We start from the raw sequence: 12,763 nt of genomic DNA, 5'->3' as shown, positions 1-12,763 counted from the left end.
CAACACAGTAGTAAAAGATAATTATTTGTTTATTTTTTCATGCGATAGCCGTGTACTAAAGTCCAACTACAGATGCCTAGAAATTTTTCTATTACACCAAACAAAAGAAAGAAAGCATTTACGCTTTCTTTCTTTTGTTATACTTTTATTGTTTTGGAATGACACTTGTAATGGTGTCTTTAATGGACTCAATAGTGGATCTGTCGATGTATAGATTCTCACCAAATACATTAAGCTCAGTACCTTCTTCATCTATTCGATAAGTAATAACTTCCCTTGTTCCATTTTCAACGATTTCATAATTGCTGTAGTTTACTTCGCGCACGCCCATATAGAGCACACAAAGTGTAAATAAAAAGAAAAAAAACACCTTCATCTTATGATTCATACACATTATCCTTTAATTGGTTTCCTTTTCAGTAATTACCTTTCCCAGTACATCCCCTAGATGAGATGCGGATACTTTTGCCTCTTCTAATGTGCTGAGATTACTGCCTACTTCAAAGAGCACCGCATTGTCCGAGACAAATTGATTGTATTTTGCTTTGCTCCTCTTTACGCTTGGCCTAGTCAAACTAGGGTACATCTCATGGAAAGTACCATATACTTTGTCTGAAAACTTAGCGTTACTAGCTGCGTTTTGATGGTTTAATCCTACTACCATCATAACTCTAGTAGAATTGACTCCATTAACTGCAGTAGCATACACTTCTTTGTTTTTTTGGTTTTCTGCTAGTCCATCTCTATGTATATCAAAGACATACTTTATTGATGGATATTCCTGTAGATTCTTTTTAATCGTCTTTAAAGAATTAGAATAAGACGAATTATAATCAGGGTAATCGTGAATAGTTGTATCCAGTACTACTTGGATACTGTATTTATCCTCCAATATTTTTTTAATCTCCTTACATACCGCTATCATATTATTCCCTTCATCAAGAGATCTAGCGTAACTTACGTAGTCAATCTTAGTCTTGCTGCTAGAAGCATAACTTTCTGTAGTATGAGTAGCGTACAAAAGTACTAATGGCTTATCCCCTGTATTATTTACTGCAACTGCTCCATCATTAAGAGGTTTTGATGATGTTAAATTGTAAATCTCTTCTTCTTCTTCTTCGGTAATTTCCACATCATCTACTTCATAGCTGTCCATAATGGGAATCTGACTGCTGATAAGTATCTTAGGATCGCTTATATCTATTTGGGTCAAGTCCTTAATTGCGTCTACTACTCCATAATCAACATGATCCTTTTGATAAGGAATTACTTGCTGTAGTAAAAAAGTAAATAGATTTGATGATATTTTTTCATCTTTACACTTTTCTACACTCTTTTCTTCCGTATTTTCTAAATCTTTTGATACACCTTTTACTGTTGTTGCATTTGCATTTACTTGCACTTCTTGTTTTTCCTTTATTAAATTGGCAATTAATAATCCTAATTGCAATACAATACTAATAAGCAAAATTGCTACGATAATCTTATAAGCTTTATTATTTGCTAGTAATTTATGCAAATTCTGCACCTCATTTTCTCCTCTATAGTAGCCTTATTTATCCTATTCAGTGAGAAAAACAAATATGTTACAAATTTAATGAATATAAGAATTTATCTCTTCGATGTCCATATGAGGGTGCAGCGCTAAATTAATGCCATCAGCTATAATATTAGATAAATCAGCAATTTCTTGATCTACAAAATTTGGTGTCACGAACAGATTGCCAACATGAGGTCTCAACAAATCCTTTATTAAGAATTCTTTTTCTTCTTTGTCGATATCCGACAACATTTTATAGAACTCATGCCCACTAGATGCCTCATCCATCATTCTGTCTATTAACATATCGATTGTATCGTTTGCTATAGTAGCCGCATCTACTACAGTAGGAACGCCAATAGCAATAACAGGTACTCCTAGAGACTTTTTATTTAGTGCCTTTCTGCTATTATTCACCCCTGAGCCAGGTATTATACCAGTATCTGTAACTTGAATAGTAGAGCAGATCCTCTCAATTTTTCTAGAAGTTAAGGCATCAATAGCAATAATTAAATCCGGTTTTACATTATTTATAACACTCTTAATGATTTCACTAGACTCGATTCCTGTAATTCCTAAAACACCTGGTGAAATAGCACATACTTGTGACATTTCGTGGCTAATAAGCTCTCTTGCTTCTTTAAACAGATGCTTTGTAATCATGAGTTTGGACACGACTTGTGGTCCAAGGGCATCGGGCGTAATATTCCAGTTTCCTAAGCCTACAACTAATGTAGTGAAATTTTCATTTGTTTCAGCTACGATAACCTCTTTTATTGCTTTAGCTAATAATTTAGACAAGGCTATGGCTTCATCATCTGTATCCTTCATTTCTATAGTAATATAGTTGCCAATAGGTTTCCCCATAGCTTTTTCACCTTTAGAATCGGTAATTTGAACCTTTGTATAAATTACATTTTTTAAAGACTCAACAATATCGACATTAACTCCATCTTCTTTTATACCTCTTTGACTCAAATCTTCTTGATTTTCCAAAGCTAAGTCTGTTCTCATATTCATTATTTTCACCTCTTAGAGTTATTTTTACAAATTCACAGTACAATATTACATTAAAATATTTGTAAGTTATTCCATTAGCTTTTTCGCATGAAAACAAAAAAACCATCATGAGAGATGGAATTAAGATTTAAATATGATTGGTTTGCTTAGAAAATTCTGTTTTCTATTGATTCATTAGTATATAAGATTAGACCTGAGAAATTCGCTTTTGCTTATCTCGTTGATTCGCGCAAAAAAAACAGACTACTTATGGAGTAGTCTTTTTTAGACACGAGTGGGAAATATTTATTTAAACTTACATAGCGTTCAATTTTCTAGCTAAAGAACTTTTCTTTCTTGCTGCTGAATTTTGATGTACTACGCCTTTTGCAACGCCTGAGTCAAGTTTTTTAACTGCAAATTTGAAGCTTTCTAAAGCTAATTCTTTTTCGTTGGCAGCAACTGCTGATTCAAATTTCTTTAAAGAAGTTTTGATGCTCGTTTTGATGCTTTTATTTCTTAAAGTTCTGATTTCAGCGATTTTAGCTCTTTTCTTAGCAGATTTAATATTAGCCATGTTTTCACCACCCTCCATAATTTATAACATTTGATATTTTACCATTAAACAACATAAAATACAAGCTTTTTTCGCAAACTAATGAAACAATGAAACAATGAAACAAACTAATGAAACAAGGAATGAAACAAGCAAAAGCTAAAAATTATCACCTCCTCTTCAGATGAGTATTTCTTTCTACTTTCAGTCTTCAGCTTATATAGCTTTGATCAACAACATTTCCAAGGCCAATTTAGGATCGATTTGTCCACTCTTCATCTTTATGTCTATTTTTGCTGCATAATCATAGATGGAAATCAATCTTTCATAGGAAAATTTTTGAGCCTGCATTAAGGCTTTCGTGACTACAAACGATCTTTCTCCAATCATTTTTACAATATCGTTGGTGGAATATCCCCTGCTTTGTAAAAATTTACATTGATAGATTAATCGAAATTGTCGTACAATCATAAATAATATTTTTATAGGAGGCTCTCCATCTTGGAATAAAATATTCATGAGCTTAAGCCCTTGTCCTGCGGATTTGGTACCAATTAGCTCTAACATTTTAAAAATATTGGTATCTATATTGACTTCAATAGATCCTTCTACATCCTGTATTTCTACACTGGTCTTCTCCCTCGTATACGCTAGGAGCTTTTTTATTTCGTTTTCAATATCACTTAAATTAACCTTGCTGTCCTTATTTAAGTAATCAGAGGATTCGATAAACATCTGCAAAGCACTTTCTTCAATAGATTTTCCCTCTAATTTAAATCTCTTTACAATCCACTTACTAAGATCTCTTTTATCGAGTTTACTATATTCTACTAGTGCACCATGTTTTTCAATGGCTTTGACTAATTTTCTCTTTTTATCAATCTTTTTAGATGTAAATATTAGATAGCATACATCTGAAACTTGTCCTATATAATCGCATAACCTATCCACATCTTTTGTAGAAAAATTGGAAGTACCATTTAAAAGAGGAATTTCAGACACGACAACTACTCTAGTATCATCCATAAAAGGAAGGGTTTCACATGCGTTAATAATTTCTTCTGTTGTGGCATTTTTGCCATCTATAGTATGAAGATTTAATTGTTCAAATTCCGGTTTTATAATTGCTTTTTTAAAATTGTCTAACATCATTTGAGAAAGTAAAAATTCTTCTCCATAAAATAAATATACTTTTCTGATTTCTTTATTTTTTATATCCTTCATCAATTGTTTATAATCCAAAAGTATTTCTCCTAATCTATATATGTTCTTATACTTGTCCGATTTCCATGAATTTTCACTTCTATTGCACCGTGTAAATCCGTTCTAAGAACCTCAATATTTTTTTCCTCTAATAAATTTATAGTCTCTTTACTAGGATGATTAAAATGATTATTTTCTCCCACACTAATTATAGCATAAGTAGGACTAACCCTCTCTATTAATTCTTTACTTGTAGAAGTACTGCTGCCATGATGACCAATCTTAATGAAATCGCTTTTTAAGTCATGTCCTTCTTCAAGAAGTATTTTCTCACCATTTGATTCTAAATCTCCCATAAAGAGAAAGACCTGATTTTGGTAGGCCATTTTGAGTACTACAGAGCTGTTATTTGCATCTATATATTGATGTAGTGCATTAGGGTAAATACATTCAATATGTAATTCGTCCTCCACCTTTATTGTAGTGTGCTCACTTTGATTGATAGAAATACCATATGTACGGGCTAGGGACAGTAAATCATTATAATCTTCTTCTTCAAGAGGATTGATGATAAGGTGCTGAATCTTTATATCATCCATAATCTCCATCAATCCTAATGCGTGATCACTGTGAGAATGGGTGGCTACAACAACATCAATTTCTCTAATATTTTTCCATAGAAGGACTTTTGCTAGCACCTCATCCCCTACTGGATAATTAATGCTTCCTCCACCGTCAATGAGCATAGTAAACCCACTGGGACACTCAATTAAGGCTGAATCTCCTTGACCTACATCTAAAAAAGTAATAATCATAGGTTTTGGGTAGATATAGGCTAATAGCAATGCAACTATATTTACTCCTATAGCACAGGTAAGGAGCTTTCTATTCTTGTCTTTATAGTGATAAAAATAACCTAATAGATAAAAGATCAAAATATAATAAAACACAACAAGAGACAAGGGCATAAGTGAAAGCTTAATTGCAGCAAAGGGTAAGTCAGATAATTTTGCTGAAAAACAAAAGATAAACTGTATCGATTCTTGTATAGGCAAAAGAAATAAGGGAATGGTCACATGGAAGACACTATATATAATGAATATAAATAAATACCCAATGATGATAAATCCTGATAATGGGACAATAATGAGATTAGCAATAATAGAAAGAAGAGGCAAGCTATTAAAGTGATAAAGGGTAATTGGCAAAGTCCCTATTTGTACAGATAGAGTCAAAATGAGCAAGGATTTTATATATTCTATTAGTTTTTCCTTCATTCTAAATTTATTGTTTAAATAAGGGTATATAATTCCTATAGATAATACCGCACTATAAGAGAGCTGAAATCCAACATTGTAAATTACGTATGGATTATTTACAATATAAATAGATGCTAACAAACATAAAACATTTAAGGAATCGTATTTCTTATTAATCGTCTGAGCAAACAAAGAAAAGAGAAACATAAAGCTTGCCCTCATGACTGGATCGTTAAAACCCACCATAAAGCAATAAAAGTAAAGTAGAAGAGACACTATTAAAAACTGTAACTTTTTATTTAATCTCAACGCATTGCAAATCACACTGACAAATAAGTATACATATCCAACGTGTAATCCCGATACAGAAAGAATATGAGATACTCCTAGTACATTAAACTCTTCTTCAATTTCATCGTCGATAGATCTTTCCCCTAAGAGAAGGCCATTGATAAAGTCTCCTTCTACTAGAGAAAAGTTATTCTGAATATGCTCAAACATATCTTGACGAAACCTAGTAGCCATATTTTCAAAAGGAGTGAGACTACGACCTGTAAAGGATATGGTATGGTCTAATGTGTACATAAGAACATAAATGTTTTTTCCTCGTAAATACTGATTATAATCAAAGCCTCCTGGATTTCTCTTTGGCGATGGCCTTCTCACTTCAGCCTTACATTCTATAAGATCTCCATAAGAAAAGTCGTGAGTATTTTCATAATTAAACACCTGAACGACTTCATCGTATTCTCCTGATAATTGAAGCATAAATTGAACTTTATCCTCATCATATATGGGAAAAGAGATAATCTTCCCTGAATAGGTTTGTGGAGTTTTGTTAATATCTAAGGTTGTAGTCTTATTTGATAGGATGTTTATGCGGAAAAAGACCAGAATAAAAAACAAAGAAGATAAAAAGAAAACTACTCGGTAAACTTTGTTTCTTATGAGCAAAAAGACAAGCAAAATAAAGGTACAAGAAATCAAAAAACTCATACCCGTATGAAACACAATAATTGCCAAAATAGAGGCCATTAAGAAGAATAAAGGCAAACGCTTCACCGAAAACACCCTTTTTAGTTCTATGTTCTACGTTCTGATTTGTAGGTACAAAAATCACCGTAGGTGACAAAATATTTTTATATAGAACATAGAACGTACATCCTAGAACATATTAAATCTTATAGGTTTGCATCAGTTGGGTCATGACTAGAAGTCCGTCGTATTGATTAATGGTTTCAATAATGAATTCATCTACTCTGTATTTTGGATGAAAGTGCGTTAAGAGCAGTTTTTTTGCACTGGTCTTAACGCCAATTTTACAGGCTTGCTTTGCCGACAAATGAGGAGGATTGCTTTGTAAATCCCTTTCTAATACTCCTGACTCTATGAGTAACACATGGGCATCTTTTGCAAAGTCAACGATTTTTTCATCGTACTGCATATCTCCAGTATAAACAAATTTCTTTCCTTCCACTTCAATACATATGCCATAATTTTGTAGTACGTGTTGAAGCTCACAAAAACGTATAGATAAAGGTCCAATATTAAATTGTAAATGTTCCTCAATAGGATGAACATCATATGCTTTCTTGTAATGAAGTCTTTCATATTCTTCTTTTGGATTGTTTGGTGCATAAACAGGTATCTTTTTATCTCTCTCTGAAAGTGTATACCGAAGTACAAACAAATCCGAAATATGGTCTGGATGCAAGTGAGACAATATTACCGCGTCTAAATCCTCTACATCACATACTTTTAAAAGATTGCTCATTACTCCATTTCCGCAGTCTAGTAGAATCTTCGTATCTTCATGTTCAATCAAATACCCAGAACAAGCTCCACCAGCACTAGGATAAGGTCCATTGTTTCCTAATATGGTTAGTTTCATTGTGTACACTCCTTTTCTGTTGGTTAGTCGGTTGGAAGGGAAAATCTTTACTCGCCCCTAGGCGAGTTTTGTTTTTACTTAGAACGTAAAACTAATAACAGCATATCTTTTCCTTAATCCCTTCAAACGTCACGTCCCCTATTCTAGGGACGTTTTTAATCTCTTCTATTTTTTTAAATCCTTGGTTTTCTTCCCTATATTGAATAATGGCCTCTGCTATAGTTTCTCCTACCCTAGGCAATTCCATTAATTGTGTTTTGTCTGCTGTATTGATATTAATTTTTGCCCCCTGTCCACCTCCTACTGAATACTCTATAGTAGGATTACCTTGCGCTCCATTATCAGTTGAAGGGATTACTACCTTTTGTTGATCTTCTAAAATCATCGCTAAATTGACTTGCCCTACGTCAGCCTTTTCAGTGGGTCCTCCTGCCATCTCAATAGCTTCATACAGCCTTTGTCCATAATCCAATTCAATAATACCTGGTTTTATTACTTCTCCGGAAATATGGATGATTATCGTCTTTGTTGTTTCTTTAGTAGGTTCTTCTGCTTTTTCCACTTCTTTTTCAAACACATCCATTTCACTATTTTCAATTGATGCATTTTTAAATGTAGAAGAATAATAAATGAGTAGCGACGCAATAAAAAAGACCACTACAATAATCGTCCATTTATTATTTCTAATCCATTCCTTTAATTGAACTCTATCCATTTTATAATAAGACCACCTAAAATTCCATATTTTAGGAACATATATACCCAATATATCACAAAATTCACGACTTTAAGATATTTACCTTTAATTTTTTTTTGTTTTTGATATAATTATATAAGTCAATCTACATAATCACATATCTAACAGACTATAAAGGAGGTTTTTATGGAAAAGAAAATAGTGACTCTTCTGCTGATATTAATTATTACCATACAACCTATTACACATGCTAATACAGATCCAAATATCTTGTCTCCAGCAGCCATCTTAATGGACGCTGAAACTGGACAAGTTTTATATGATAAAAGCGCAAAGGAACGACTGTATCCTGCAAGTATAACAAAAGTTCTTACTGCTATTATAGCTTTAGAGAAAAACGAAAATTTAAATGAAAAAGTTATTATAGGGAAAGATGTCCCTTACCAAATTGCAAGTAATAGTAGTGCCATTTACCTTCTTCCAGGAGAAGTAGTGACCTTAGAACAACTCATGTATGCACTAATGGTTGAATCCGCAAATGACGCCGCTGTAGCTATTGCTGAACATACAGCTGGGTCTGTGGAAAATTTTGCAAAGCTGATGAATGACAAGGCAAAAGAATTAGGTGCCACAGATTCTCATTTTATCAACCCTCATGGCCTACATAGTGAAGATCACTATACAACAGCTTATGATATGGCCCTTATAATGAAAGAGGCTATTAAGAATCCTGTACTTCGCAAATTAATGACCACTTCAAATTACATTATTCCTGAAACAAACGAACAACAAACACGTTATTTATGGACAAAAAATAGATTGTATAAAAGTGAAGGCGATGAATTCTATAATGACAAAGTAATCGCATCAAAAACGGGTTTTACTACAGAAGCTAAAAATACATTAATCAGTGCTGCTGAAAACAATGGCATGAGCTTAATTGCAGTAGTATTAAATGGACAAAGTGCATCTACTTACTATGACACATCCGCATTATTTGATTATGGATTCACCTCTTTTGAAACCTCTACTCTTATCAGAAAAGATGATTTTGTAAAAGAACAGGGAATAGAAAAAGGGAGTAAACCCCTTCAAATTGTGTCAAGAAGTACAATAAAATATGTAAAGACTAAGAATAATAGCGATAACATCAATGAGACCATTAAAATATCTCAAAATTTGCCTTCAACTATTTCTAAAGGTGATGTCATTGGCACTATCGAATATTCTGTAGGAAATGAAAAAGTGGGAGAAGCTCAATTAGTGGCTGGCAATGAAGTCTTAAGTAGTTCAGCTATTCGAATACAAAAATTAAAAGACTCCCTTATCTACCTTATACCTACTCTTCTGTTATTGTACATATTTGCTCGAATTTACGTTTATATTAGAAATACTCAAATAAGAAAGAGAAGAATCCGCAAAAAATACGGCATCACATATGGAAGTGTACCTCGTAGAAGAAGATCTCGAAGAAGCCAATATTATAGATACTAAAAAAGAACTGCCTAGCAGTTCTTTTTTAGTATCTAGTCTTTAGTCGTTAGTCCCTAGTTTTTTACAGCTTAAAGGGTTCCCAACCTTTATCCGTAAAAATCATGACTCTATCATAACCAATATCTTTTATCAACTGGTATACTTCTTCGTAATAAAAATCAATATCTTCTATTTTATGAGAATCGCCGTTAATGGTTATGTCTAATCCATTTCTATACATTTGTTCAAGAATATCAACTGATGGGTAAAGCAAATCTTTGCCGTATCTAGCAATCCCACCAGTATTGACTTCTACAATACTGGTGCTGTCTTTGATTACAGATAAGACTTCTTTAATAATGTCTTTGTACCATTGTTCTTTTTCATTAAAAAAACAATTATCATTATTGTTCTTTTTAATAATATCCATATGGCCTATTATGGTTGGATTATATTTGATAATCATATTTTTAAGGCTATTGTAATAGTGTCTTACTGCTTCTTGGATATTTCCATTAAAAAGATTTTCTACACCTTCTTCAAAAGCCTCCTGTGTATCATCTACATAACAAGACTCACCTATTTCTCCATTATATAGGCAATGAACAGATCCAATATCGTAATCTAATTCCTCAATAAACGGTAAGATTGGTGGGTACCAACCAATGCCATCAAAAAAGTCAATTTCTAAACCTGTATATATATGGATTCTTCCAGTGTATTTTTCTTTGATTCTATGAACCTCATCTAGATAAGCTTCTATTTGATCTTCTTCCATCGTCCAAATCTCTTGGTTTGGTATATATGCATGAGAAGAGATACCTAGATGTAGAATTCCTTTTTCAATAGCTGCTTGTACCATTTCTTCGATGGTATTCTTGCCATCACAAAAATTGTTATGAGTATGATAATTTGATATAAACCGTGTAGTCACAGTAATCCCCCTTATTAGAAAATCACAAAATCATCAGATATTGGATTCTTTAAGTGTTTTGCCTTTCATTATGAACAAGAAATATAATATCATAACTATCTTTACTGGAAAAGAGTTTTATATTACATTTAGAACTTTTTTCCACTTTTTACTTAATATTGAAGAAATCAGAAACCTAAAAAGAAGCGCTTTTTAGCGCTCCTAGTCTTGCTTTTTCTTTACTATTTTTAATCTAAAGAAATCTTCTCTTTCCTTTTCTTCTAGAGTCTCTTCTATAAATTTTATATTTGCATTTAGTTTAGGGATTTGTATTTTATCTAGTGCATTGGCTCTTTTTTGGGTTTTCCTTATTTCTAAGGACAGTTTATACGCTGAAGTCTCTACTTCAGCCAACTGATAAGACAAATATTTTACTTCCTTTAATTTCATAATAGCCACATCTAAAGATGGGTTGCTATTATAGAAACCGTATTGAGGCTTGATTTTATCTTTTACAAGGTAAATCACTTCAGGAATTTCTACGCCCATAACGCTTTTAAAGCGAATTTGATAGTCATCTTCCTTTTCTACAGCTACCATTACTTCTTCTAGATTAAATACACCCATGGTAATACTAGCTTGTTTTAAAGCTTCATAAGCCTGTGCAAAATTCTCTTCGATTTTTTTCTCTATAGTCTTGGCAGATTCTACTAAGGTCATCATTTCCTGTATTAATACGGTTCTTTTCTTGTCGAGCAAATCAAAACCCTTTTTAGAAAAGTTCAAGGTACTTTTAGACTTCATTAAGTTTGCTTTGGTTGGTGTTATCTTATTTGCCATCTAATCACCATCAATCTTTTTGTACGTAGTATTTCTCAATTAGATCAGGATCCAATCGATTTAATTCCTCTTTAGGTAGAATTCGGAGTATTTCCCAACCTAAATCTAGTGTAGTCTTAATGTCCCGATTTTCATTAAAACCTTGAGTGACAAATCGGCTTTCGAATTCTCGACCAAATTCCATGTATTTTCGATCTACTTCGCCTAAATCATCTTCCCCGATAATTTGAGCTAAGGCTCTAACGTCCTGAACTCTAGAATAGGAGGAGAATAATTGATTCGCTAAATCAGGATGGTCTTCCCTAGTATACCCTTCTCCAATGCCGTCTTTCATAAGTCTAGACAAAGATGGAAGGACATCTATAGGTGGGTACACATTGTTTTGAAACAACTCTCTCCCCATTACGATTTGACCCTCTGTTATGTATCCAGTCAAATCCGGAATTGGGTGGGTAATATCGTCATTAGGCATAGTCAATATAGGTAAAAATGTAATGGACCCTGGTTTATCTTTAAGCATTCCTGCTCTCTCGTATAAAGATGCTAAGTCCGAATAGAGGTACCCTGGATAGCCTTTTCTGCTAGGCACTTCTTCCTTTGCAGAAGATACTTCACGTAAGGCTTCACAATAGCTGGTAATATCGCTCATTACAACTAATATTTGCATTCCCTCTTCAAAAGCTAAGTATTCTGCTGCAGACAAGGCACATCGTGGTGTATTAATTCTCTCAGCGATGGGGTCATTGGCATAATTAATAAACATGACAACTCGATCCATTGCATTGGCTTCTATAAGACTTCTCTTAAAGAAATCTGCATCGTCGTGCTTTACACCTATAGCTGCAAATACAATGGCAAAATCTTCATTGGTTCCTTCACCAAGTTTTGCTTGTCTAACAATTTGAACGGCCAATTCATTATGAGGCATACCATTACCTGAAAATATGGGTAATTTTTGACCACGAATTAATGTCATCAGAGCATCAATACTAGATATTCCAGTTTGAATAAAGTCCCTAGGGTACTTTCTTGCTACAGGATTAATAGGTCTTCCATTTATATTATACTTATTTCGGCTGTAAATTTCGCCACCAAGGTCCATTGGGCGTCCTAAACCATCGAAAGTCCTTCCAAGTATGTCTTTTGAAAGTGGTAGTTCAAAAGCCTCCTTACGAAAACTTATAGAAGCATTGCTTGTGGATAAACCAGAAGTATTTTCAAATACTTGGATAACCACCTTATCTTCTTCTATTTTAATGACTTTACCTTTTTTTACAGTTCCGTCCGGAGTCATAATGTCGACGACTTCACCATAAGAAATATCCGCCACATTTGACATCTCTATAAGGGGCCCAATTACTTTATCGATCTTTAAATACTCTTTTTTCATTA

At 33.3% G+C, this 12,763-nt stretch carries 12 protein-coding genes; 1 reads left to right on the top strand and 11 read right to left on the bottom strand.

Features of this window, described 5'->3' with window-relative positions; all coding sequences use genetic code 11:
* Positions 1 to 145: 145 nt before the first annotated feature.
* From Q7P22_RS03220 to Q7P22_RS03185, 8 genes are all read right to left on the bottom strand, one after another.
* A complete protein-coding gene (locus tag Q7P22_RS03220; protein WP_303860554.1) occupies positions 146 to 388 on the bottom strand; it encodes a hypothetical protein in 243 nt (80 codons plus the stop codon).
* Between the two features lie 12 nt (positions 389 to 400).
* Complete coding sequence (gene spoIIP, locus Q7P22_RS03215) at positions 401 to 1,528, bottom strand: stage II sporulation protein P (protein ID WP_303860551.1); 1,128 nt, start codon at positions 1,526 to 1,528, stop codon at positions 401 to 403.
* A gap of 66 nt (positions 1,529 to 1,594) precedes the next feature.
* Complete coding sequence (gene gpr, locus Q7P22_RS03210; RefSeq protein WP_303860558.1) at positions 1,595 to 2,563, bottom strand: GPR endopeptidase; 969 nt, start codon at positions 2,561 to 2,563, stop codon at positions 1,595 to 1,597.
* Between the two features lie 292 nt (positions 2,564 to 2,855).
* Complete coding sequence (rpsT, locus tag Q7P22_RS03205; RefSeq protein ID WP_113920760.1) at positions 2,856 to 3,116, bottom strand: 30S ribosomal protein S20; 261 nt, start codon at positions 3,114 to 3,116, stop codon at positions 2,856 to 2,858.
* 195 nt (positions 3,117 to 3,311) lie between these two features.
* Positions 3,312 to 4,337 (bottom strand): DNA polymerase III subunit delta, encoded by a 1,026-nt coding sequence (holA, locus tag Q7P22_RS03200; protein ID WP_303860548.1) that lies wholly within the window; start codon positions 4,335 to 4,337, stop codon positions 3,312 to 3,314.
* Positions 4,338 to 4,348: 11 nt separating this feature from the next.
* Positions 4,349 to 6,580 carry a DNA internalization-related competence protein ComEC/Rec2 gene (locus tag Q7P22_RS03195; protein ID WP_303860545.1) on the bottom strand — a complete coding sequence of 744 codons (2,232 nt, stop codon included), beginning with the start codon at positions 6,578 to 6,580 and terminating at the stop codon, positions 4,349 to 4,351.
* A gap of 151 nt (positions 6,581 to 6,731) precedes the next feature.
* Positions 6,732 to 7,448: an MBL fold metallo-hydrolase gene (locus tag Q7P22_RS03190; RefSeq protein ID WP_303860542.1), complete on the bottom strand. Its 717-nt coding sequence runs from the start codon at positions 7,446 to 7,448 to the stop codon at positions 6,732 to 6,734.
* Between the two features lie 91 nt (positions 7,449 to 7,539).
* Positions 7,540 to 8,163 carry a helix-hairpin-helix domain-containing protein gene (locus tag Q7P22_RS03185; protein WP_303860540.1) on the bottom strand — a complete coding sequence of 208 codons (624 nt, stop codon included), beginning with the start codon at positions 8,161 to 8,163 and terminating at the stop codon, positions 7,540 to 7,542.
* Between the two features lie 168 nt (positions 8,164 to 8,331).
* On the opposite strand from Q7P22_RS03185, the gene Q7P22_RS03180 reads away from it, so the two are divergent.
* Positions 8,332 to 9,639 carry a D-alanyl-D-alanine carboxypeptidase family protein gene (locus tag Q7P22_RS03180; RefSeq protein WP_303860538.1) on the top strand — a complete coding sequence of 436 codons (1,308 nt, stop codon included), beginning with the start codon at positions 8,332 to 8,334 and terminating at the stop codon, positions 9,637 to 9,639.
* Positions 9,640 to 9,700: 61 nt separating this feature from the next.
* Here Q7P22_RS03180 and Q7P22_RS03175 read toward each other — a convergent pair whose 3' ends face one another.
* The 3 genes from Q7P22_RS03175 to Q7P22_RS03165 all read right to left on the bottom strand — a co-directional run bounded on the left by Q7P22_RS03175 (position 9,701) and on the right by Q7P22_RS03165 (position 12,761).
* Positions 9,701 to 10,552, bottom strand: a complete 852-nt coding sequence (locus Q7P22_RS03175) for a histidinol-phosphatase (protein WP_303860535.1) — start codon at positions 10,550 to 10,552, stop codon at positions 9,701 to 9,703.
* 201 nt (positions 10,553 to 10,753) lie between these two features.
* Positions 10,754 to 11,371, bottom strand: coding sequence for a V-type ATP synthase subunit D (locus Q7P22_RS03170; RefSeq protein ID WP_303860532.1), 618 nt, complete (start codon positions 11,369 to 11,371; stop codon positions 10,754 to 10,756).
* Positions 11,372 to 11,381: 10 nt separating this feature from the next.
* A complete protein-coding gene (locus tag Q7P22_RS03165; protein WP_303860529.1) occupies positions 11,382 to 12,761 on the bottom strand; it encodes a V-type ATP synthase subunit B in 1,380 nt (459 codons plus the stop codon).
* Positions 12,762 to 12,763 lie beyond the last annotated feature (2 nt).

This window comes from Alkalibaculum bacchi, from assembly GCF_937875145.1.
GTDB lineage: Bacteria > Bacillota > Clostridia > Eubacteriales > Alkalibacteraceae > Alkalibaculum > Alkalibaculum bacchi_A.
The sequence above is the reverse complement of the archived record's forward strand: the minus strand, read 5'-3'. Positions and strand labels throughout refer to the sequence as shown.

Coding starts and splice junctions, on each gene's coding strand:
- Q7P22_RS03220 (WP_303860554.1), bottom strand. CDS start 388: ATGAATCATAAGATGAAGGTGTTTTTTTTCTTTTTATTTACACTTTGT.
- rpsT (WP_113920760.1), bottom strand. CDS start 3,116: ATGGCTAATATTAAATCTGCTAAGAAAAGAGCTAAAATCGCTGAAATC.
- Q7P22_RS03190 (WP_303860542.1), bottom strand. CDS start 7,448: ATGAAACTAACCATATTAGGAAACAATGGACCTTATCCTAGTGCTGGT.
- Q7P22_RS03185 (WP_303860540.1), bottom strand. CDS start 8,163: ATGGATAGAGTTCAATTAAAGGAATGGATTAGAAATAATAAATGGACG.
- Q7P22_RS03180 (WP_303860538.1), top strand. CDS start 8,332: ATGGAAAAGAAAATAGTGACTCTTCTGCTGATATTAATTATTACCATA.
- Q7P22_RS03170 (WP_303860532.1), bottom strand. CDS start 11,371: ATGGCAAATAAGATAACACCAACCAAAGCAAACTTAATGAAGTCTAAA.
- Q7P22_RS03165 (WP_303860529.1), bottom strand. CDS start 12,761: ATGAAAAAAGAGTATTTAAAGATCGATAAAGTAATTGGGCCCCTTATA.